General features: G+C 71.7%; 20 protein-coding genes. 6 read left to right on the top strand and 14 right to left on the bottom strand.

What is annotated here, in order from left to right; genetic code table 11:
* The first annotated feature begins 33 nt into the window (after positions 1 to 33).
* A complete protein-coding gene (glgA, locus tag AB0G15_RS23500; RefSeq protein WP_362843341.1) occupies positions 34 to 1,230 on the top strand; it encodes a glycogen synthase in 1,197 nt (398 codons plus the stop codon).
* Between the two features lie 26 nt (positions 1,231 to 1,256).
* Here the strand turns inward: glgA and AB0G15_RS23495 are convergent, their stop codons facing one another.
* Entirely contained in the window at positions 1,257 to 1,622 is a 366-nt protein-coding gene (locus AB0G15_RS23495) for a PH domain-containing protein (RefSeq protein WP_362683620.1), read from the bottom strand.
* A 96-nt stretch (positions 1,623 to 1,718) separates the two neighbouring features.
* Here AB0G15_RS23495 and pgeF point away from each other — a divergent pair, with 96 nt between their 5' ends.
* A complete protein-coding gene (gene pgeF, locus AB0G15_RS23490) occupies positions 1,719 to 2,405 on the top strand; it encodes a peptidoglycan editing factor PgeF (RefSeq protein ID WP_362843411.1) in 687 nt (228 codons plus the stop codon).
* Positions 2,406 to 2,483: 78 nt separating this feature from the next.
* Here the strand turns inward: pgeF and AB0G15_RS23485 are convergent, their stop codons facing one another.
* From AB0G15_RS23485 to AB0G15_RS23465, 5 genes are all read right to left on the bottom strand, one after another.
* Positions 2,484 to 2,891, bottom strand: coding sequence for a nitroreductase family deazaflavin-dependent oxidoreductase (locus tag AB0G15_RS23485; protein WP_362843338.1), 408 nt, complete (start codon positions 2,889 to 2,891; stop codon positions 2,484 to 2,486).
* 66 nt (positions 2,892 to 2,957) lie between these two features.
* Positions 2,958 to 3,704, bottom strand: coding sequence for a CbiX/SirB N-terminal domain-containing protein (locus tag AB0G15_RS23480; RefSeq protein ID WP_362683614.1), 747 nt, complete (start codon positions 3,702 to 3,704; stop codon positions 2,958 to 2,960).
* Positions 3,705 to 4,023: 319 nt separating this feature from the next.
* Complete coding sequence (locus tag AB0G15_RS23475; RefSeq protein ID WP_362843335.1) at positions 4,024 to 4,581, bottom strand: GNAT family protein; 558 nt, start codon at positions 4,579 to 4,581, stop codon at positions 4,024 to 4,026.
* Between the two features lie 235 nt (positions 4,582 to 4,816).
* Complete coding sequence (locus AB0G15_RS23470) at positions 4,817 to 5,836, bottom strand: SPFH domain-containing protein (RefSeq protein WP_362843333.1); 1,020 nt, start codon at positions 5,834 to 5,836, stop codon at positions 4,817 to 4,819.
* Positions 5,837 to 6,089: 253 nt separating this feature from the next.
* On the bottom strand, positions 6,090 to 7,460 hold the full coding sequence (locus AB0G15_RS23465) for an MFS transporter (protein WP_362843330.1): 1,371 nt from the start codon (positions 7,458 to 7,460) through the stop codon (positions 6,090 to 6,092).
* 121 nt (positions 7,461 to 7,581) lie between these two features.
* On the opposite strand from AB0G15_RS23465, the gene AB0G15_RS23460 reads away from it, so the two are divergent.
* Together AB0G15_RS23460 and AB0G15_RS23455 are read left to right on the top strand one after the other, a co-directional pair.
* Entirely contained in the window at positions 7,582 to 8,268 is a 687-nt protein-coding gene (locus AB0G15_RS23460) for a GntR family transcriptional regulator (RefSeq protein WP_362843328.1), read from the top strand.
* A gap of 28 nt (positions 8,269 to 8,296) precedes the next feature.
* Positions 8,297 to 9,661, top strand: a complete 1,365-nt coding sequence (locus tag AB0G15_RS23455; RefSeq protein WP_362843325.1) for an alpha/beta hydrolase — start codon at positions 8,297 to 8,299, stop codon at positions 9,659 to 9,661.
* 119 nt (positions 9,662 to 9,780) lie between these two features.
* Here AB0G15_RS23455 and AB0G15_RS23450 read toward each other — a convergent pair whose 3' ends face one another.
* Entirely contained in the window at positions 9,781 to 10,206 is a 426-nt protein-coding gene (locus tag AB0G15_RS23450; protein ID WP_362684356.1) for an Lrp/AsnC family transcriptional regulator, read from the bottom strand.
* A 149-nt stretch (positions 10,207 to 10,355) separates the two neighbouring features.
* Between AB0G15_RS23450 and AB0G15_RS23445 the strand changes: the two genes are divergently transcribed.
* Positions 10,356 to 11,210 (top strand): tryptophan 2,3-dioxygenase family protein, encoded by an 855-nt coding sequence (locus AB0G15_RS23445; RefSeq protein ID WP_362683596.1) that lies wholly within the window; start codon positions 10,356 to 10,358, stop codon positions 11,208 to 11,210.
* Between the two features lie 118 nt (positions 11,211 to 11,328).
* Here the strand turns inward: AB0G15_RS23445 and AB0G15_RS23440 are convergent, their stop codons facing one another.
* From AB0G15_RS23440 to AB0G15_RS23425, 4 genes are all read right to left on the bottom strand, one after another.
* Positions 11,329 to 12,138: a DNA-formamidopyrimidine glycosylase family protein gene (locus AB0G15_RS23440; protein WP_362843323.1), complete on the bottom strand. Its 810-nt coding sequence runs from the start codon at positions 12,136 to 12,138 to the stop codon at positions 11,329 to 11,331.
* Positions 12,139 to 12,171: 33 nt separating this feature from the next.
* Positions 12,172 to 12,609, bottom strand: coding sequence for a DUF2809 domain-containing protein (locus tag AB0G15_RS23435; protein ID WP_362843320.1), 438 nt, complete (start codon positions 12,607 to 12,609; stop codon positions 12,172 to 12,174).
* A gap of 133 nt (positions 12,610 to 12,742) precedes the next feature.
* Positions 12,743 to 13,912, bottom strand: a complete 1,170-nt coding sequence (locus AB0G15_RS23430) for a zinc-dependent alcohol dehydrogenase (protein WP_362843317.1) — start codon at positions 13,910 to 13,912, stop codon at positions 12,743 to 12,745.
* Positions 13,913 to 13,935: 23 nt separating this feature from the next.
* The gene (locus tag AB0G15_RS23425; RefSeq protein WP_362843314.1) at positions 13,936 to 14,580 is read right to left on the bottom strand and encodes an SRPBCC family protein; all 645 of its coding nucleotides are present in this window, start codon (positions 14,578 to 14,580) and stop codon (positions 13,936 to 13,938) included.
* A gap of 822 nt (positions 14,581 to 15,402) precedes the next feature.
* Between AB0G15_RS23425 and AB0G15_RS23420 the strand changes: the two genes are divergently transcribed.
* On the top strand, positions 15,403 to 15,834 hold the full coding sequence (locus AB0G15_RS23420) for an ester cyclase (protein ID WP_362843311.1): 432 nt from the start codon (positions 15,403 to 15,405) through the stop codon (positions 15,832 to 15,834).
* A 150-nt stretch (positions 15,835 to 15,984) separates the two neighbouring features.
* On the opposite strand, the gene AB0G15_RS23415 is transcribed toward AB0G15_RS23420, so the two are convergent.
* The 3 genes from AB0G15_RS23415 to AB0G15_RS23405 are packed head-to-tail and all read right to left on the bottom strand — an operon-like array spanning position 15,985 to position 21,793.
* Positions 15,985 to 16,299 carry an L-rhamnose mutarotase gene (locus AB0G15_RS23415; RefSeq protein ID WP_362843308.1) on the bottom strand — a complete coding sequence of 105 codons (315 nt, stop codon included), beginning with the start codon at positions 16,297 to 16,299 and terminating at the stop codon, positions 15,985 to 15,987.
* A gap of 54 nt (positions 16,300 to 16,353) precedes the next feature.
* Positions 16,354 to 17,646, bottom strand: coding sequence for a M1 family metallopeptidase (locus tag AB0G15_RS23410; RefSeq protein ID WP_362843305.1), 1,293 nt, complete (start codon positions 17,644 to 17,646; stop codon positions 16,354 to 16,356).
* Between the two features lie 25 nt (positions 17,647 to 17,671).
* Positions 17,672 to 21,793 (bottom strand): Pls/PosA family non-ribosomal peptide synthetase, encoded by a 4,122-nt coding sequence (locus tag AB0G15_RS23405; RefSeq protein ID WP_362843302.1) that lies wholly within the window; start codon positions 21,791 to 21,793, stop codon positions 17,672 to 17,674.
* Positions 21,794 to 21,924 lie beyond the last annotated feature (131 nt).

Raw genomic sequence — 21,924 nt, 5'->3', positions numbered from 1 at the left:
TGATGAACAGGGATGAAACACTAGGCTGATCGTATGCGAGTGGATCTGCTGACCCGTGAATATCCCCCCGACGTGTACGGAGGGGCGGGAGTTCACGTCGAATACCTCGCCCGGGAGCTGCGCAGGCTCGCCGACACCCGGGTCCGCTGCTTCGGAGCGTCACGACCGGAGGAGGGCGTCGCGGCCTACCGGGTGCCCGGCGGCCTGGAGACGGCCAACGCCGCGCTCCAGGTGCTCGGCGTCGACCTGGAGATGGCCGCCGGGTGCGAGGGCGCCGACCTGGTCCACAGCCACACCTGGTACGCCAACTTCGCCGGCCACGTCGCCAAGATGCTGTACGGGACGCCCCACGTGGTGACCACCCACAGCCTGGAGCCGCTGCGGCCGTGGAAGGCCGAGCAGCTGGGCGGCGGTTACACGCTGTCATCGTGGGCCGAGCGCGGCGCGCTGGCCACCGCCGACGCGATCATCGCGGTCTCCGAGGGGATGCGCCGCGACGTGCTGGCGAGCTATCCGGAGATCTCGCCGGAGAGGGTCACCGTGATCCACAACGGGATCGACACCGGCGAGTACGCCCCCGACCGGGGCACCGACGTGCTGGAGCGGCACGGCATCGACCCGAGCAGGCCGTACGTCGTCTTCGTGGGCCGCATCACCCGGCAGAAGGGCCTCGTCCACCTGCTGCACGCGGCGCGCGACTTCCACCCCGACGCCCAGCTGGTGCTCTGCGCGGGCGCGCCCGACACGCCCGAGATCGCCGCCGAGGTGACCGCGCTCGTGCGCGGGCTCGACCGCGAGGGCGTCGTCTGGATCTCGGAGATGCTTCCCCGCCCCGAGGTGATCCAGATCCTCACCCACGCGACCGTCTTCGTCTGCCCCTCCGTCTACGAGCCGATGGGCATCGTGAACCTGGAGGCCATGGCCTGCGAGACCGCCGTCGTGGCCACCGCCACCGGCGGCATCCCCGAGGTCGTGGCCGACGGCTCGACCGGCCTGCTGGTCCCGATCGACCAGGCCGCCGACGGCACCCCGCACGACCCCGACGCCTTCGCCGCCGACCTCGCCGAGCGGGTCAACCGGCTGCTGGCCGACCCCGCCCTCGCGACCCGGATGGGCGAGGCCGGGCGGGTCCGCGCGGTGGAGCACTTCTCCTGGGAGCGCATCGCCGAGCGGACGATGGAGCTCTACCGGCGGGTCGCCGCAGGGGAGGCGCCGATCTCCGCGGGGTGACGGTCCCCGCTTGCGCGAGGAGGTTCCTAGGCGGTGATGAAGTGCAGGATCACGTTGTGCACGTGGTGCGCCTTGTTGTCGCCCCGGAACTCCACCTCGTACGTGTGGGTGCCCACGTGGATGGCGATGGCGCCCGAGGAGAAGAACGAGCCCGCGATCGACTTGTTGCTCACCACGCTCACCGCCGAGACCTTGCCGTAGGGGATGCTCGTGATGGCGACCCTCTTGCCGACGAACGACTTGTCCTGCACGATCACGCGCCTGTCGGTGAGTCCCAGGAAGCCGGTGCCCGTGCCGATGGCGTCGTAGACGGCGATGATCTGCTCGCCGGGCATCAGACCGCTCTCGATCTGCTGGTACTGCTCCTTGCGGTCGTACACAACCTGCGCCATGACGCTCGCAATCTCTATGGGGTTCTGTGTCCTTGTGAAACGAACGTCCGGGGGACCGGGTTCCTGGGCGGGTAAGGTCGGCCCGTGAACTTTCAGATGAGGATCACCGATCGTCACGGTGGTGTCAGCGCCGATCCGTACGGCAGCCGCAACCTCGGAGGCATGTGCGGCGACGAGCCGGACGCGGTCGCGGCGAACAGGGCCAGGACGGCCGCCGAGTTCGGCCTGGAGCGGGTCGTGTTCATGCGGCAGGTCCACAGCGCCGACGTCCGGTACGTCAGGGAGCCGTTCGGCGACGACCCGCCGCCGCTGGACGGGGTCTGCACCGACGTGCCCGGTCTCGGCCTGGCGGCGCTCTGCGCCGACTGCGCGCCGGTCCTGCTGGCCGAGCCGGAGGCCGGACTGGTCGGCGCCGCGCACTCGGGGCGGGTCGGCACCATGTCCGGCGTGGTCACGGCCCTGGTCGAGGAAATGGCCGGGCGCGGCGCGGACCCGGCGAGGATGACCGCCCTGATCGGGCCGATGGCCTGCGGCACCTGCTACGAGGTCCCCGCCGAGATGCGTGACGAGGTCGCGGTGATGCTTCCCGAGGCCTGGTCGATCACCCGCCAGGACACCCCGGCCCTCGACCTGCGGGCCGCGATCACCTCGCAGCTGGGCAAGGCGGGTGTCGGGGAGATCACCCACGACACCCGCTGCACCATCGAGAGCGCCGACCTGTTCTCCCATCGCAGGGAGGGGACGACCGGCCGGTTCGCGGGCTACGTCTGGCTGGAGCCCTGACCGGTCCTCACCGCCCGCCGGGCCCGGCCGCGCCGGTTCCCGGCCATGTCGGGGTCCCGCCGGCCGGCGTGGCGCCGATCACGACGTGAGACGCTCCAGCACGACCACGGGGATCTCCCGCTCGGTCTTCTTGGTGTACTCGTCGTAGGCGGGCCAGGCCGCGGTCATGATCGACCACATCTCCGGCTTCTCCCCGGGTGTGGCGGTGCGGGCCCTGGCCCTGAACCGGTCACCCAGCACCTGCACCTCGACCTCGGGGTTCTCCTGGAGGTTGAGGTACCACAGCGGCGGCTCGTCGGAGCCACCCTTGGAGGCCACGACGAGGAGGTCGTCGCCGTGGCGCTGGTAGATGAGCGGGGTGGTCCGCGGCTCGCCGGACTTGCGGCCGATGGTGGTGAGCAGCAGGGCGGTGGTGCCCTGCCACTCGTGCCCCTCGGCTCCGTCGGTCGCTATGTATCGGTCGACGTGCTCTTTTCCGAACAGCATGATCTATCTCCTCTGACAGCTACGCGGGTCATTACCCGTCAGAGGAGACAGATCACACCGATTCGCTCAATCGGCCGACAGGACGCTTCCGTAGGCGCGGGCGGCCAGGTCCGCGATCAGGTCGTGCGCCCCGAGGACGCCGGCGCACTCGGCCCCGATCTCCTCGGCCGCCGCGTCCGCGAGCCCGGGGGCCGCCTCCGGGCCCAGGACACAGGGCGACAGGGCGATGCGCTGGGCGCCGATGTCGCGCAGCCGCCCGGCCGCGTCGGCCACGGCGGGCGCGCTGTCGAGGGAGGCGACCAGGACGGGCAGGGTCAGCCGCGAGGCCAGCAACACCGCCGTCGGCTGAGCCTCCACCGCCGCGTTCTCGCCGCCGACGGTGGCGAGGATGACCGCGTCGACCGGGCTGGAGACGTTGAGCAGCCGCATCCGGTCGGCCCGCGCCAGGCTTCTCTCCGACAGGCGGATGTGCAGGGCCTCGGCGAGCAGCGGATGCGGCCCCAGGGGGTCGGTGACCGTCACCGGGACCTTGCCGGCGGCGACGGCCTCGGCGATCAGCCGGTCCGCGACCGGGTGCGGACCGGTCAGCAGCGGCACCACGATGGCGGCCGTGGCCTCCTGCGGCCGTTCCCTGGCCGCCGCTTCCAGCTCGGAGGTCAGCTCCTTGCCGTCCTCGCCGAGCGCGGCCAGGCGGACCTGGATCTGTGGGTTGTCCCCCCGTATGAGGGCCGCGAGCTCCGCGGCGGTGCCGGAGGCGTCGCCGAGCGCGGCCAGCACCAGCGCTGGTGCCTCGGGCGGGAGCTGGGAGGGCACCGGCCTGCGGTGCCTTCCGGAGGGTCGCACCGGGCGCCCTCGTACGGGGAGGATGGGACTTTCGCTCACATGCGCGGACTCTAGGGCCATTTGACACTTCCCGTGACCGGAAACGGCAGCATTCCCGTCACAACATTCTGAAAAGGCGAGGCTCGGGGGTGGGTTCTCCCGCGTACGCGGCCGGCTCACGACCCGTACGCGGCCGGTTCACGTCTGGCTCGTGGCCGGCTCGCGACCGGTTCGCGGCCGGTTCGCGGGCGGTGCGCGTCTGGCTCGTGGCCGGTGCGCGGCCGGTCCGGCGGCGGGGGGACGCCTCGGGTCAGACGTCACGGTGGCCCTCCCACTCGTCCTCCAGCGCCGAGTGCACGATGGAGTCGCGCCAGGCTCCGCGGGCCCGTACGTGGTGCCTGATCCTGCCCTCCTCGACCATCCCGGCGACCAGCATCGCCAGCTGGGCGGCGGTGTTGGCGGGGGAGCGGGCGCCCCAGATGCGGTGCAGGCGCAGGTCGCGGAAGCCGAACGTCAGGATCAGCCGGATCAGGTCGGTGCCGATGCCCCGGCCCCAGTGGTCGGGACGGAGCCCGAGGCCGATCTCGGCGCTGTGCGGGTGGTCGGCCTCGATGTGCAGCCGGGCGACGCCGAAGGCCTCGCCGTCGTCGAGGTCGGTCACCGCCAGCACGTAGAGACGCCGGGGCTCGACCTCCGAGGCCTTGATCGCCTCGATGATCGTCTCTTCGACCTCCTCGCGGGTGCGGGGGTCGAACGGCAGGTGCTCGGTGGCCGCCGGGTCGCCGTACACGGCGTGCAGGGCGTCCACGTCGTCGATGGTGATCTCCCTGAGCCGGAGTCGCTTGCCCGAGATCTCAACGTGGCGCATGCGCAGACGCTAACGTCTCGGAGGTCCCAGGGCTAGAGATCTTTCCGGTAAGCGGACATACCATCATTTTGGTGATCTTATATGCACGGCTTCGTGCGTGCCCAGGTCTGGCGACGCCTGTGCCCGGACTCAGGCGAACCCGGCCTCGCGTGCGGGGGCCGGGTTCGCCCCGCCGGGACGAACAGGTCGTCCCGGGGGCCCGAGGTCCGGGGAAGGCCGCGTGGAGGGGCCGGGCTCACTTCGCCGGGACGACGATGTCGGAGTTGCCCGGAGCGTAGACGGTGATGCCCTCGGGGAGGGCGTTCAGCTTGTCGATCTCGACGCAGGCACGGCACTTGCGGTAGCTCTCCTGGAGCTGCTTGTTCGCCTCGGCCTCGCCCTTGGCCAGCGCGACCGACGCCTTCGCGTCCGCCTCGGCCTGCCTGATCTTCGCCTCGGCCTCGACGTCGGCCTGCGACGCCTTCGCCTTCGCCTCGGCGATCCCCGCCTGGGCGACCTGGGTCTTGTTCACCGCGGCCTGGATCTCGGACGGAAGCGTCACCCGGACCAGCGTGAACCGCAGGCCGGTGAAGAAACGACCGCCGAGCAGCTGCTCCAGGTCGCGCTCCAGGATCTGGTTGATGCCGTTCTGGGCGCGGATGATGGAGGCGTTGCTGTCGATGACGGCCGGCAGGGCCTTCTTGTTCGAGGTGGTCTGCACCAGCGAGCAGGAGGAGAGCAGCTCGGCGCACTCGGCGGCGCCGATCTGGCTGCGCAGGGCGTTGTAGATCACCGGTCGCACGGACTGGATGAAGAACGCGTTCCATCCCTCGTCCCCGTCCCAGGCGGAGCGCGACTCGCCGTCCTGGCCCAGGTAGGTGCGGGTGCCGTACCTGTCGTCGAAGCGCTTGAGCATCTCCTGGTCGAGGTTGAGCGTGAAGTAGAGCGTGCCCTCGATGCCGAGGTTCACCCCGTCGGAGCTCGGCACGGTCACCTCGTCCACGCCGCTGGAGCTGGCCCGCTTGGCGTCGGTGGTGATGGTGTAGATCCGCTGCTGGGCGGGGTAGGAGTGCACCGACGACCACAGGCCGACCCAGGTGAGCCCCGAGTCCGGCGGGATGACCTGCCGGATCCCGGAGTCGTCCAGCGGGCCGCCGTCCCTGACGACGGCCACCTGGCCCGGTTCGGTGCGTGCGAAGCCGCCTCCGACGCTGATCAGGACGATCACCGCGATGACCGCGAACACCACGGCGGCGACGCTTTTTCCGATGGGCATGCCGATCCTCCTTTGGGCGGGCGCCGGAGGGCGGTGGCCGGGGATGGCCGTCCCCGGCCACCGGCCCGACCGGCTTCCCTCCGTGGCGGGCTCTGACAGTTCCTCACGCGCTCCAACCGGTCCTCACGCGCTCCAACCGGGTTCGACGAGCCGGTGGGCCGGTAAGTTCGGTGAAGTATCCAAAAATCGGGAGATTTCCGACTTGGGGAAGAACCGCGGCCACCGGGGAGGGCCGGTGACCGCGGCCGGGAGGTCAGGCGTCCCGGGAAGCGGTCCCCGTACGCGTTCCCGGGTCGCCGTCGGGGAGGCCGGGGTCGTCGGCGGGGACGTCCCCAGGCTTACCGCCGAGAGGGGCGGGCAGGTCGTCGTGCTGCGCCCCGGGGGCCATGGCCAGGCCCACCGCGGTGACGGCCAGCGCGGCGACCACGTAGAGCGAGACGGCGAGGGTGCTGTCGAACCGGTCGAACAGCGACAGCGCGATGATCGGGGCGAGGGCGCCGCCGAAGATCCCGGCGACCTGGTAGCCCATCGAGGCGCCGCTGTAGCGCAGGCGGGTGCTGAACAGCTCGGCGATGAAGGCCGCCTGGGGCCCGTACATCGCGGCGTGGCAGGCCAGGGCCACGATCGAGGCCAGCGCGATCACCGGGAAGGATCCGGTGTCGAGCAGGGGGAAGAAGGCGAACACCCAGACCGCGGCCCCGATCACGCCCGCCAGGTAGACCGGCCGGCGGCCGATCCTGTCCGACAGCGCGCCGAACAGCGGGATCAGGAAGAGCTGGAAGGCGGAGCCGATCAGCACCGCGTTCAGCGCGACCCCGCGTTCGAGCCCGAGGGTGCCGGTGACGTAGGCCAGGATGTAGGTCACGAAGATGTAGAAGGCGACGTCCACGCCGATGCGCGCGAAGCCCGCGGAGATCAGCGCGCGCGGGTGCGTGCGCAGCACCTCCACCAGCGGCATCCGGGCCTTCGCGCCCGCCTGTTCGACCTGGGCGAACAGCGGTGACTCCACGATCCGCAGGCGGATCCACAGGCCCACGACCACCAGCGCGCCCGACAGCAGGAACGGTACCCGCCAGCCCCACGACAGGAACGCCTCCTCGGGAAGTGCCGCGGACATGATCCCGAGCACGCCCGCCGCCAGCAGGTTTCCCGCGGGCACCCCGACCTGCGGCCAGCTCGCGTTGAAGCCGCGCCGCCGGGGATCGCCGTGCTCGATGGACATCAGCACGGCCCCGCCCCACTCGCCGCCCAGGCCGAGCCCCTGCACGAAGCGCAGGGTGACGAGCAGCAACGGGGCGGCCACGCCGATGGCGGCGTAGCCGGGCAGCAGGCCGATCAGGAAGGTGGCGACGCCCATCAGCAGCAGCGTCACCACCAGCACGTTCTTGCGGCCGACCCGGTCGCCGAAGTGGCCGAACACGATCCCGCCGAGCGGCCGCGCGACGAACCCGATCGCGTAGGTGAGGAACGCCAGCAGCGTCCCGGTCAGCGGCTCGAAGGTGGGGAAGAAGAGCTTGTTGAAGACCAGCGCCGCGGCCGAGCCGTAGAGGAAGAAGTCGTACCACTCCAGGGAGGTGCCGACCAGTCCGGCCACAATGACCCGCCTGGTCTGGGAGCTTGCCATCGCGTGCGCTCCTTAGCTTCTTGTGGGGGTGTCCCGTGGACTAGCTTCGTGGTGAGTCCCTATCAACATAAGAATCGTTGAACAATTCGACAATAGGTTTGTTTGATGATTTCTTGGAACCGTGGAAAACGTCACCGCGGCGCTACAGCGCGACCGCGGCCGCCTCGGACGCAGCAGCGCGGCCGAGGTGGTCGCCGACATCCTCAGGGACCGGATCGCCGAAGGGCTCTTCGTCCCAGGTCAGCGCCTGTCGGAGGAGAGCATCGGCGCGGCGCTGGAGGTCTCGCGCAACACCCTGCGCGAGGCGTTCCGGCTGCTCGGCCACGAACGTCTGCTGGAGCATCGGCTCAACCGGGGGGTGTTCGTGCGCGTGCTGTCGGCCGAGGACGTGGCCGACCTCTACCGGGTGCGCCGGGTGATCGAGGGTGCCGCGGTGCGGAACGGCGCGCGCGCCCCCCGGGAGGCCCTGGCCGCCATCAAGGAGGCCGTCGCCGAGGCGTCCCGCGCCGCCGGCGAGGGACGCTGGCAGGACGTCGGCACGGCCAACATCCGCTTCCACCAGAGCCTCGCCGCCCTGAACGGCAGTCCCCGCCTGGACGAGGCGATGCGCCAGCTGCTGGCAGAGCTCCGCCTGGTCTTCCACGTCATGAAGAACCCCCGCGCCTTCCACGAGCCTTTCGTGGCCCGCAACCTGGAGCTGGTCGAGCTCATGGAGACCGGACGCGCGGACGAGGCCGAGCGGGCCCTGGAGAGCTACCTGGACGACGCCGAGAAACTGCTGATACAGGCATATATCCCCGAGCCGTAAACGCGAAGTAATGGGGCAGAATAACCGGATGTTTCCTCCGAATCCGCATGTGCTGGTGCTCACCGGTCCCGGGCTGGTCGCGGACCTTCGCCTGCTCACCGAGGTGGCCGATCGCGAGTTCGCGGCTCTCGGCGTCAGCGGGACGGTGTCGGCGGCCTCGGACCTGCCCGGCTTCCGGGCGGGGCTGGAGTCACCGGACGTCCTGGTCGTCCTGCCCGGCCCGGATCCGGAGGTCCGCGGCCTGTTCGCCGACCGTCCCGACGCGGTCTGGCTCGACCTGACGAAGGCCGACGCCCCGCTTCGCGCCGCCGCGGACGGCGCGAGGTCCGCGGGGGGCGCGGGGTCTCCGGGCGGTGCGGGGTCCGCGGGTGGCCCGGCGGGCGCGGGCGGCGGGGGTCACAGTGGCGCGAGCGACATGAGCGGGGCGGGCGGCGGGGGCCACGGCGGCGCGAGCGACATGAGCGGCGCGGACGGGGTGGGCCACGGCGGCGCGAGAGGCACGACGGGGACCCACATACACGGGCGCGGGATCTGGGGTCTGACCTGGGCGATCAGGCACGCCGTGCACCGCATGCGCAGGCCCGCGCACCGGGTCGCCTACGGCGACCATCCCGACCAGTGGGCGGAGGTGCGCCTCCCGTACGGGGTCACCGGTCAGGCGCCCGCCACGGTTCCACCGCGTGGGACACCCGCAGGAACGCCGCCGTACGAGAACGGCGGGCAGGCGCCCACGGCGGCGCGCGAGGCCGGGGAGCGGACGCCCACCGTGGTGCTGCTGCACGGCGGGTTCTGGCGGTCCATCTGGGGGGCGGACCTGATGGACGCGCTCGCCGTCGACCTCGCCGAGCGCGGGTTCGCCGCCTGGAACCTCGAGTACCGCCGCCCCGACCTGCACGGCTGGGACGCGACCACCGGGGACGTCGCCCGGGGTGTCGCCCTCGCGGCGGAGAGCGCCCGGGGGCCGCTCGTGGTGATCGGCCACTCGGCGGGCGGGCAGCTCGCCCTCCGCGCCGCCGCCGACGACCACCGCATCACCCTGGCCGTCTCGCTGGCGGGGGTGCTCGACCTGGCGGAGGGGGACCGCAGGCACATGAGTTCCGGCGCGGTCGCCGTCGCGCTCGGCGGATCCGCCGCCGAGGCGCCCGCGGCCTACCGGCGTTCGGGGCCGCTGGAACGGCTTCCCCTCGGGGTGCCCCAGCTCATCGTGCAGGGCGGCGGGGACGACCTGGACCTGGTCGACTTCGGCCGCCGCTACGCGCGAGCCGCCCAGGAGGCGGGCGACCAGGTGACGTATCTCGAGATGTCGGGCGATCATTTCGACGTCATCGATCCCGCGTCACCGATCTGGCGGGCCACCGCCGGGGCGGTCGCCGAGCACCGCAGGCCCTCCTGACCCGCCTCCTCCCTCATCCGTCTGCGGGTCCTCCGTCTGCGGGTCCTCCGGCGGTGGTGACGGGCTCGCCGGGTGAAGGCCCTCTCGGAAGCCCGGGCCGAGGCCTCTCGGAAGGTCTCTCAGGTGGGGGACAGCGGGCGCCAGGGCACGGGGCTGGACAGCACCATCATGCTCGACGGGTGACCGTACGGAGCGAGCCGGTCGATCATCTCCTCGAAGGCCGTCATCGAGGCGGCGGCCACCCGGAGCAGGCAGCACGCGTCGCCGGTCACCCGGTGGACCTCCAGGATCTCCGGCCAGGCCAGCGCCTGCTCGTCGCGGAGCACGCAGCGGGGCCCGTAACACGACATCCTGATCAGGGCGGCCACCCCGCGTCCGGCCAGCGCCGCGTCGACCCGGGCGTGGTAGCCGGTGATCACCCCGGTCTCCTCCAGCCGCCGCACCCGCTCCGCCACCGCCGGAGCCGACAGGTGCACCCGGCGCGAGAGCTCGCTGTACGACAGCCGCGCATCGCCCTGCAGCTCGGCCAGCAACGCCCAGTCCATCGCGTCCACGGTCACGCTCCGTCACGTCGTAACTTGATCCGCTCGATGCCTTCCGTTCCGAAGGCCCGATCCAATAATCGCCTTTCTTCCATTATTTCCGTACAGACCGATACAGACCACCATGGAGATAGACCGACGAAGGAGGAGTGATGACCGGCATCAAGCAGCTCACGGAGCAGGACCGTAAGGCGCGCGCCGAAGCCAACGAAGGGCTGCCGACGCTGGGCTTCGAAACCGGGACGCCCTACGACGACTACGTGGGCACCGCCACCCTGCACAGGCTCCAGCGCACCGTCACCGACGTCCCCGAGGAACTGCCGTTCCTGGTCACCACCCAGGTGATGGAGCTCTATTTCGGGCTGCTCCGCACCGAGTGGCGCCTCGCCCAGCGGCAGCTCGACGCGGACGACGTCACCGCCGCGACCCTGACGATCAGGCGTACCGTACGGCACTTCGAGGCGCTCAACGCCGCCTGGGCCGCGCTGAGCTGGCTGACCCCCGCGCAGTTCAACTCCTTCCGCGACGCCCTCGGTGAGGGTTCCGGCTTCCAGTCGGCCTTCTACCGCCACGTGGAGTTCCTGCTCGGCAACAAGTCCGAGGCGCTCATCCGGCCGCACCGCCGCAACCCCGAGGCGTACGAGGAACTCGTGGAGGCGCTGCACCGGCCGAGCCTCTACGACTCGGTCCTGGCCTTCCTCGCCCGCGCGGGCCACGCGGTTCCCCGCTCGGTGCTCGATCGCGACCCGGCCGCCGAGTACGGGCCCGACCCCGAGGTCGAGGCGGTCTGGGTCGAGGTCTACGGCGGCCCGTTCGCGCCGCTGGCCGAGGCGCTGACCGACCTGGCCGAGCAGTTCTCCGACTGGCGCTACCGGCACCTGATGGCGGTACGGCGCTCGATGGGCGCCAAGCCGGGTTCGGGCGGGTCGAGCGGCCTGAGCTGGCTCGAGCGGAGCATGCGGCGGGAGATCTTCCCCGAACTCTGGACGGCCCGGACGCTGATGTGAGGCACTCCCCGGCACCGGTGACACCTCCCCGATGTCGGGAATCTCGTCTCGCTCCGATCTCCGGCGGCGCCCGTGGTCCTGAGCGGCCCGCCGGCGCCTTTCCCGGCCCGGGCGGAGATCAGCCGACCTGGCAGACCGGGCACCAGAAGAGGTTGCGCCCGGCGAGAACCTCCGTGCGGATCTCGGTGCCGCACAGGAAGCAGGGCATGCTGGAGCGTCGGTAGACGTATACCTCGCCGCCGTGTCCGTCGACGCGGGGCGGGCGGCCCATCGCCTCCGGCGTGTGCTCGGGCCTGACCGTGTCGATGTGGCCGACCCGGACGCCCTCGGCCATCAGGAGCACCAGATCCGCCCAGATCGCCTCCCACTGCCCGTGGGTGAGGTCGCGGCCGGGCCGTGACGGGTCGATCCCCTGGCGGAACAGCGCCTCGGCCCGGTAGATGTTGCCCACGCCCGCGACGACCGACTGGTCCATCAGCAGGACCCCGACCGAGGCGCGGCTGCGGCCGATCCGCCGCCAGGCGACCTCGGGATCGGCGTCCGCCCGTAGCGGGTCGGGCCCGAGCCTGGCGTGCAGCGCCGCCTTCCCCGCCGGGTCGAGCAGCTCGCAGGTGTTGGGACCGCGCAGGTCGGCGTACTCGCCCGCGTTGCTCAGCCGCAGGCGCACCAGCCCCGTCGGGGCGGGCACGGGGGCCTGGCCGAAGGCGTACTTGCCGTAGATGCCGAGGTGGACGTGGAGCCACCGCTCGTCGTCGAAGCCCAGCAGCAGGTGCTTGCCGTGGGCGTCGGCCTCGGTGAGCACCCGGCCGTCGATCCGCAGGGCCCCGGCGGCGAACCGCCCCTGCGGGCTCTCCGCGTGCACGGCCCGCCCGCCGAACGCCCGCCGATGCTCCCGGGCCAGGCGATGGATGGTGTGTCCTTCAGGCATGATTCGAAAATCATACGATCCGCCCGGCGATGCTCAGGGCGCCGCGGCCGCCCGTTCCCGCCGCTGCCGGGAACGGTGCCCGGCCAGGGTGTGGGCCGACGCGGCGAGAACCGCCCCGGCCGCGTACGCCACGAGGTCGGCCGCGCCGAATGTGCTGCCGAGCACCAGCCTGGCCACGACGCTCGCCTCGGAGAGCGCGGCGGGAACGGGCGTCAGCTGGGCCAGCTCGACCGCCCAGCTGAACGCCAGCGCGCCGATCGCGGCCCGCACCGGGGTGACCCGGGGCCACACCAGCACCACCAGCGCGTGGACGAGCACGGTGTAGAGGGCGTCGCCCGCGTACTTGCCGAACCAGCCGCCGGTGACCGCGCGGACGGTCAGCCCGGCGGCGACGGTCACGAGCGCCGCGAGCACGGCGAGCAGGCGGGTGCGGCGGACGCGGGGCGGACGGTCACCGGGGACGGGAGGCACCCGCCCACGATAGCGACCGCGCCGCTCCGCGAGCCGTGCTCCCGTCCGCCCGTACCCGCTCCCGCCGCCCTCGTCACCGCCGGTTCCGCTCCGTGACCCCGGCCGACCGTCGGCCGGGGTCACGGAGCGTCGGCTACGGGGTCAGGACGATCTTGTTGCAGTCGTCCTGCTTGTTCTTGAACATCTCGTAGCCGCGCGGGGCGTCCTCGAGCCGCATGCGGTGACTGATGACGAAGCTGGGATCGATGTCGCCCTTGCGGATCTTGTCCAGCAGGGGCTCCAGGTATCGCTGGACGTGGCACTGACCGCTTCTGAGCGTCAGCGACCGGTTCATCAGGGAGCCCATCGGGAACTTGTCGAGCACGCCGCCGTAGACGCCGATCACGGACACGATCCCGCCGTTGCGGCAGGCCATGATCGCCTCGCGCAGGGCGTACGGCCGTTCGGTCTCCAGCCGGGCCGCCTGCTTGACCCGGTCGTAGGCGTACATGGCGGGGGTGGGGTGGTGGGCCTCCATCCCCACGGCGTCGATGCACGCGTCCGGGCCGCGGCCGGCGGTCATGTCCCGCAGCGCGTCGAGGACGTCGACCTCCTCGTAGTTGAGCGTTTCCGCGCCCGCGCGCTCGGCGATCCCCAGCCGGTAGGGGAAGCGGTCGATGCAGATGACCCGTTCGGCGCCCATCAGGTAGGCGCTGGCGACCGCGAACTGGCCGACGGGGCCGGCCCCCCACACGGCGATCGTGTCGCCGGGCTTGATGTCGCACATCTCCGCGCCCATCCAGCCGGTGGGCAGGATGTCGGACAGGAACAGCACCTTCTCGTCCGGTAGATCATCCTCGATCTTGATCGGCCCCACGTCGGCGAAGGGCACGCGCGCGTACTGGGCCTGGCCCCCCGGGTAGCCGCCGAGCATGTGGGAGTAGCCGAAGATGCCCGAGGGGGCGTGGCCCATGAGCTTCTCGGCCAGGCCCGCGTTGGGGTTGGAGTTCTCGCACACCGAGAACATGCCGTGCTCGCAGGAGGTGCAGTTGCCGCAGGCTATCGGGAAGGGCACGACCACCCGGTCGCCGACCTTCAGGGTCGACACCTTCGGGCCCACCTCCACCACCTCGCCCATGAACTCGTGGCCGAGGATGTCACCCTTCTTCATGGTCGGGACGTAGCCGTCGTAGAGGTGCAGGTCGGAGCCGCAGATCGCGGTCGAGGTGACGCGGACGACGGCGTCGCGGGAATTCAGGATCCTGGGGTCGGGAACCTCCCGGACCTCGACGGTGTTGCGGCCCATCCAGCAGGTGGCCTTCATGGAATTCTCCTCACGTCACGGCTTCACAGCGGTACGGGCTGGGCGGGACGCTGCATGGCCTGCCGCAGCGCGCGGGTGCCCTCCGGGCTGCCTTCCGAGCGGACCACCTCACCGGTCTCCATGACCTGCTTGAACCGGCGCAGGTCGTCGCGCACCTGCTGCTCGGGATGCTCGCCCAGCATTCTGGCGAAGGCCAGGCCGGCCCTGCCGCCCGGCGGGTCGTACGCGAGGTTCACCCGCACCTCCGTGCCACGCCCGCCGGGGGCGTCGGAGAAGCGCACGGAACCGCTGTTGCCGACCAGGGCGCCCGGCATGGACCGCCAGGCGATCAGCTCGTCGGACCTGTCCTCGACGATCTCCGCGTCCCACTCGACGGGCTTCAGGGGCCCCCTCGCCTTCCAGTGCGAGTGCCCGTCGCCGGTCGTCTCAACCGAGTCCAGGTGCGTCATGAAGCGGGGAAGGTTCTCGAAGTCGTGCCAGTACCGGTACACCTCCGGGCGGGGACGGTTGATCGTGATGGCCGCGCGCAGGCCCATCGGGCCCTCGGGCCCTCGATCCGAGCGGTGCCGGTTCATCCGTACCGCCGCGTATCCCAGCCCCAGCCCCAGGCCGGCCCAGCCCAGCGCGCGGGCGAGCCGGTTGGTCGTGCAATCGTTCTTTCCGCTCATTTCGCCTCCGTTGGGTGGTCGCCCCAGGTCCCGTCTCGTGAGCCGGTGCGTTCCGCCTCATGAACCGGTGCGTTCCGCCGGGGCAGGACGACCTAGGTCCGGCCGTTGTCACGGTTGTCGAAGTGCTCGCGTCCCTCCGGTGCCATGGTCGAGCCTTTTCTTCCTCGGTTTCCCCCGCTCTGAGGTGCGTGGTGGTGGTTTCGCGCTCCGTGGCCCGCCGCCGTCCGGCGCGACCGGGGAGGGAGATCCCACCGTGCGCTGAGGGCCGGTGGAGAGCCGTGGAGACCCGCCGGGGCCGTTGCCGGCCGCCCGGGCCTTTCCGGCGGACGGTCCGCCGCGACCGTGCCCGGCGCGCGGTGAGAAACGTGCGGTGAGAAACCCGGCCGCGGTGAGAAACCCGGTCTTTTCAGGTTGTCATCAATGCCGGGCACGGGGGAGAGGCGGGGGAAGATATCTGTTCAAGTTCCGTACCGCCGACGCGGTCCGGGTCACCGGCCGGCCATCATCGTCAAAACATCATCAGATGATCATTGTTGGTGAATTATTGAAAGACCGTCGCGGCCGCCCGTCCGGTGTGGCCGATGGGAGATCCTCTGGAAATTCACCGCAGGTTCGGCGGGCGGGTTTTTGCCGATTCGGGGGTGACCGCGCCTTGAAGGACTTCGGGCGTCAGGCGTATCGTGCTCCGCCGCGATTCTCCGAAGTTCTCCACGTCGTCGCTTCTCAGAGCGGATGTTCTGGTTTCCTGGCGGATGCCGCCGTCTCCCTTCCACTGCCAAAAAATCGGTTATACCGTGGTCCTGACGGTCAGGGAGGTATGGCATGCCCGATGCTCGCGATGTCAAAGACAGGCTGTTCGACGCGCTTAACGAGCATGACATTGACAAACTGATGGAGTTCTACACCGAGGACGCCGTCTTCGTCACGCCGGTAGGCATCGCCGAAGGCCGTGAACAGATCTTCTGGTACTACCAGCATCTGTTGACCGGTTTCCCGGACATGCATGTCACGCCCTGGTACAAGGTGCACTGCAGCGACCCCGCCGTCACCGAGTGGACGTTCATGGGCACTCATATGGGGCCCTTCCTCATGCCCGACGGTCACGTGGCGGAGGGAACCGGCCGCAAGATCATATTTCGGGGTTGTGGCCTGTGCACGATCGAGGACGACAAGGTCGTCACTCACCGGGATTACTACGATCAGCTGGAGCTGTACAACCAGCTGGGTTTCTGTCTCGTGACCGAGCCGGTGTGATCTCCTTCCCGGACAGGCCTCAGGCGTCCCGGGCAGACCTGAGGCCTCCCGGGCAGGCCTCAGGTCTTCACGGGAATTTTCGGCGGGTCCCCGGGTTCCCGGGGCGGTTCCGGTCCCCGGAGAGGAGGCCTCGGGCTTCGCGGAAAGGCCTCAGGGCAGCCGCCACACCGCGGGGAGGCCCTTTCCCGCGCCCTCCCCGGAGTAGTCGTGCACGACCTCCAGCAGCTCGGCCATCCTGGCCTGCCAGGTGATGTTCACCGGCAGGTCCGCCAGCGACGACAGCAGCGCCTCGTAGTCGTCACAGTCGATCACGTGGAACAGGTCCTGGCCGCTGCGCCAGATCGTCCACTCGTGCGCGCCGCCCCTCCTGATGGCCTCGGTCAGCTCGGCGGGCACCTCCCGGTGCGCCTGGTCGTACTCCGACTCCCTGCCCGGCTTGACCCGGGTGTGCAACGCGACGCGCATGCCGTACCTCCACGAAGTTGTAGACCGTTATAGCAGTCATCGGATGTGTGAAGGTCAGGGGAGGGCGGGCAGGCGGCGGTCCCGCAGCCAGCCGGCGAACAGCTCGTCCAGCGGCCGCGTGGTGCGGCTCGCGGCCAGCGCGGTGAACGCGCCGGTGGTGACGGTCCCGTGGCGGTGCCCGGCCGTCCACTCCCTGAGCAGCGCGAAGAAGGACTCGTCACCGACGGTGCGGCGGAGCGCGTGCAGGGTGAGCGCGCCGCGCCTGTAGATCCGGTCGTCGAACAGCCGCCGCGGGCCCGGGTCGGCGAGCACGAAGTCCTGGGGGAGCGCGGAGAGGCGGCGGTGCCAGCGCTGCGCGTGGTCATCGGATGACAGGCCGCCGGAGCTCTCCGACCAGATCCACTCCGCGTACGAGGCGAACCCCTCGTGCAGCCAGATGCCGCTCCAGTCGGCCACCGTCAGGCTGTTGCCGAACCACTGATGGGCCAGCTCGTGGGCGACCAGGCGCTCCTCGCCCCGCCTGCCGTCCACGTGGTTCACCCCGAAGATCGACATGCCCTGCGCCTCGACCGGGATCTCCAGCTCGTCGTCCACGACCACCGCCGTGTAGGAGCCGAACGGGTAGGGGCCGAACCGCTCGCGGAAGACCTCCATCATCCGGCCCTGGCGCTCGAAGTCGTGGCGCACCCGCGAGGCGAACCTGGCGGGGAACACCAGCCGCATCCCCGGGCTCGGCTCGGCCTGCTGGTAGCGGCCGATCTGCACGCTCGCCAGGTAGGAGGCCATCGGCTCGGCCTGCTCGTACACCCACGTGGTCGTCGAGGCCGCCCGCCGCCTGGAGACCAGCTCCCCGTTGGCGACCACGTGGTAGGCGGAGGCGGTGGTGACCGAGATCCGGTAGGTGGCCTTGTCGTCGGGCCGGTCGTTGCACGGGAACCACGAGGGCGCCCCGATCGGCTGGCTGGCCACGATCACGCCGTCGGTGAGCTGCTCCCAGCCGAGCCCGCCCCAGTGGCTGGTCACCGGCTGGGGGGTGCCCGAGTAGCGGATCTCGACGGTGAAGCGGCCGGGCCGCAGCCCCGGCGGCGACAGGTGCAGCTTGCCGCCGCGGTGGGTGAAGCGCACCGGCGCGCCGTCGATCAGCACGCCGCTCACCCTGAGGGCGCCGAGGTCGAAGGCGACCCGGGTGAGCGACCGCAGCGCGACCGCGGAGATCCGGGCCACCCCGCCCAGGCGGTTGGGGGTCACCCGGTAGTCGAGGGTCAGGTCGTAGTGCTCCACCCGGTAGCCGTCGTCGCCGTGCATGGGGAAGTACAGCTGAGGGATGGAGGTCGTGCTCAGGGTCACACCGGCTTCCTCTGTTCTTCGCGCGCTATCCTCGCCGGGCCCACGCCGCGATCGGGTTGCCGAACCAGCGGGTCCCGGCGGGCACGGACTCGCCGCGCATCACCAGGGACGCCGGTCCGACCGTGGTGTTCTCCCCGATCGTCGCCGCGGGCAGGACCACCCCGTGGGGTCCGAGGGTGGAGCCGTCCCGCATGACGACAGTATCGATGCTCATCACACGGTCGTGGAACAGGTGGGTCTGCAACACGCATCCCCGGTTCACCGTCACCCCGTCGCCCAGGCCGACCAGGTCGACCTCCGGCAGCCAGTAGGTCTCGCACCACACCCCCCGGCCCACGCGGGCCCCCAGGGAGCGCAGCCACAGGTTCAGCGGCGCCGTCCCCAGCCAGCGCTGGGCGAACCAGGGCGCGGCCAGCACCTCCACGAAGGTGTCGGCCAGCTCGTTGCGCCACACGAACGAGCTCCACAGCGGCCGGTCTCCCACCGCGATCCGGCCCACCAGGACCCACTTGGCCACGGTCGCCGTCGCCGCGGCGAGCACCCCGCCGCCCAGCACCGCCACGCCCGACAGGACCGCCGCCGCCGCGAAGCCGTACGCCCCCGCCAGCCACTCCAGGGCCGCCGCGACGAGCACGGCCACCGCGACCGTGCACATCACCGGCACCACGCGGCACACCTCCACCGCGGCGCGGGCGAACCTCAGCTTCGGCGGCGGGTCGTAGGTGCGGCTCCGGTCGCCCTCCTCGGCGGCCCTGCGCAGCTCCACCGGGGGCATCCCCAGGTACGACGAGCCCGCCTTGGCCTTCTTCGGCGCCGCCGACAGCACCGCGACCAGCCCGTCCTTGGGCACCTTGCGCCCCGGCGCGGTCATTCCCGAGTTGCCGAGGAACGCCCGCTTGCCGATCCGCACGTGATCGACCCGCAGCCGCCCGCCCTCCAGCTCGTACGGCGCGACCATCGTGTCGTCGGCGAGGAAGGCGCCGTCGCCGACCGAGGTCATCGACGGCAGCGCCAGCACCGTCGACAGCTCCACGTCCCGGCCGACCTTCATGCCCAGGGCGCGCAGCCAGGCGGGGGTGACCATGCTCGCGTACAGCGGGAACAGCCAGACCCGCGCCATCGACATCAGCAGGCCCGTCGCCCACGCCTGCCAGGCCTGGCGGCTGTGCACCGGGTGCTGCCCTGCGTGCAGGCCGGCCGACAGCAGCCGCACCGAGACCACGGTCAGCAGGGCCAGGGTGGCCGTCGAGGCGACGGTGGCGAGCGGCACCCCGTACAGGACGGAGGCCAGGGAGGGCGCGCCGTCGCGCAGCAGGACGGCGAGGCCGGGCAGCGCGGCGATCACCGGGAAGGCGCTCAGGACCAGCGCGGACAGCCCGTAGCCCGCCGCCCAGTGCCACGAGCGCGGCGGCCGGTCGGCGGACGGGGGACGGGCCTTGCCCATCCGGCTCGCGGGCACGCCCGCCCAGCGCTCCCCGGACGGCACCGAGCCCGCCACCGCCGAACCGGGCGCGACCTGGGCGTTCTTGCCGACCTTCGCGCCGGGGAAGAGGGTCGTCCTGGCGCCGACCGTGGCGGAGGCGCCGATCTTGATCTCGCCGACGCGCACCTGGTCGCCGTCGATCCAGTAACCGTTCAGGTCGACCTCGGGCTCGACGGCCGCGTACCGGCCCAGCTTGAGCATCCCGGTGATCGGCGGCATCGAGTGCAGGTCCGCGTCGTCGCCGACCTGGGCGCCGAGCGCCCGCGCGTAGTGGGTGAGCCACGGGGCGGTGGACACCTCGCCCACTCCGAGCCGCTCGGAGAGCTGCTCGGCGAACCACAGCCGCAGGTGCGTGCCGCCGCCCCGGGGGTAGGTGCCCGGTCTCAGGCCGCGCAGCAGCAGCCGGGCGCCGCCGGCGGCCAGCGCGATCCGCCCCGCCGGGCTGACGAACAGCAGCGCGCCCGCGAGCACCCACCACCACGAGACGACCGGCGCCCACGGCAGGCCTGCCAGGTTGTTCAGCGCGGCCAGCGCCACCACCCAGCGCAGCGCGCCGACACTGAGCAGCGGCACGGTGAGCGCCGCCTGCGCGATCGCGGCGCGGCGCGGCACCGGCGTGACGACCCGGTCGGTGGTCACGATCTCCGGCGCGTCGAGCGCCGCCAGGTGCCTGCCGAGCCGGGGCAGCGTCGGGTTGTCGTAGACGTCGCCGACGGTGACCGCCGGGTAGCGGGTCCGCAGCGCCGAGACCAGCCGTGCCGCCGCGAGGCTGGTGCCGCCCTCGGCGAAGAAGTCGCCCTCGACGCCGCCCAGGATGTCCAGCCAGCACTCGGCCACCCACGGGTCGACGTCCGGCACCCCGGCGTCGGGCGTCCCGGCCTTCTTGGGCAGCGGCCAGGGCAGCGCGTCCCTGTCGATCTTCCCGGAGGTGCGCGTCGGGAGCTCGTCCACCAGGGCGATCCTGGGGACCAGCGCGGCGGGCAGGGAGTGGCGGAGGCGGTCCCTGGCGTCCTCCTGGTCGAACCCCTCACCGGGCACGACGTAGCCGACGAGCAACTGGTGGCCGCCGCCGGTCGTGCGGACCGCCGACGCCGCCCCGGCGACCCCGGGCAGCGCCTGCAGCGCCGCGTCCACCTCGCCCAGCTCGATCCTGCGCCCGCCGAGTTTGATCTGCTCGTCGGCCCGCCCGACGAAGATCAATCCCTCGGGTTCCGCCCGCACCAGGTCGCCGCTGCGGTAGGCGCGCTCCCAGCCGAGCGAGCCGAGCGGCGCGTACTTCTCGGCGTCCTTGGCCGGGTCCAGGTACCTGGCGAGCCCGACCCCGCCGATGACCAGCTCGCCGGTCTCACCCATGGCCACCGGCTCGCCGTCCTTGCCGACGACGGCCAGGTCCCAGCCCGCCAGCGGCAGCCCGATCCGCACCGGGCCCTCCCCGGTCAGCGGCGCCGCGCACGCCACCACCGTCGCCTCGGTCGGTCCGTAGGTGTTCCACACCTCGCGCCCCGGCACGGCCAGCCGCTCGGCCAGCTCCGGCGGGCACGCCTCGCCGCCGAAGATCAGCAGCCGTACGTCGTCGAGCGTCTCGACCGGCCAGAGCGCCGCCAGGGTCGGCACGGTCGACACGACCGTGATGCCCATGTCCAGCAGCCACGGCCCCAGGTCCATGCCGGTCCGCACCAGCGCGCGCGGCGCCGCCACCAGGCAGCCGCCGTGCCGCCAGGCCAGCCACATCTCCTCGCAGGAGGCGTCGAACGCCACCGACAGCCCCGCCAGCACCCGGTCACCGGGCCCGATGGGCTCCCCGGCGAGGAACAGCCGCGCCTCGGCGTCCACGAACGCCGCCGCGTTGCGGTGGGTCACCGCGACGCCCTTGGGCCTGCCGGTGGACCCGGAGGTGAAGATGATCCACGCGTCGTCCTCGGGACCCGGCCGGCCACTGCCCCGGTTCCGCTCCCGCTCCCTGTCCCGGGCCTCCCCGCCACGGGCCGCGGGGGAGACCGCCGTGAAGGTGCTCACGGGGACGCCGCCGCGCCCGTCGCGCCGGCCCGCGCCGTGCAGCTCCGCCGCGTAGTCGAGCTCCGACCCGCCGGTGGGCGGGGGCTCCGAGACGGGACGTCCGGGGCCGGGGTCCGGGGTTTCGGAGTGGTGAATCTCACGTTCGGCGTCGTGGTCGCCGGGATGCCCGCCGTGGCCGGTCCCGCGTGCCGTCTCGTCGCCGGGCGAGGAGGTGCCCAGGTGCTCGTACGGGTCGCCGTAGGGGATGATCTTCCCGCCGTCGCCGATGACGGCGCGGACCCGTGCCTCGTCGAAGACCAGCTCGGCCCGCTCGTCGGGGTCGTCGGCGTCCACCGGGACGTAGGCGGCCCCGGCGGTGAGCACGGCGACGATCGCGACGTACAGGCCGACGGTGCCGGAGGGGATCCGCACCCCGACCCGGTCGCCGCGTCCGACCCCGGCCGCGCGCAGCTCCAGGGCCATCCGGCCCGCCTCGGCCCGCAGGCCGGTGTAGTCGAGACGGGTCCGCCCGTCGTCCAGGGCGAGTGCGTGAGGATGACGTCGCGTGGTCTGATCGAGAATGTCCAGCAACGTCCTGGCCTGCGGCGCGGGACCTCCCGGCAGGAGTGCTCGCGACGGCGTGCCGGTGTCGGCTGGTAACGGAACCACTGTCTCCCCCATGTGTACGGCTGCGTACGGCGCCCCTGTGAGCCCGGGACAGCCTACGTGCACAGGGTTAACGCGATTCGCCCGTGCCGTCATACCCCCCGTGAATCTTCCCTTTCGGGCACCTTTCACCC

Source organism: Streptosporangium sp. NPDC023825, assembly GCF_040639575.1.
GTDB lineage: Bacteria > Actinomycetota > Actinomycetes > Streptosporangiales > Streptosporangiaceae > Streptosporangium.
The sequence above is the reverse complement of the archived record's forward strand: the minus strand, read 5'-3'. Positions and strand labels throughout refer to the sequence as shown.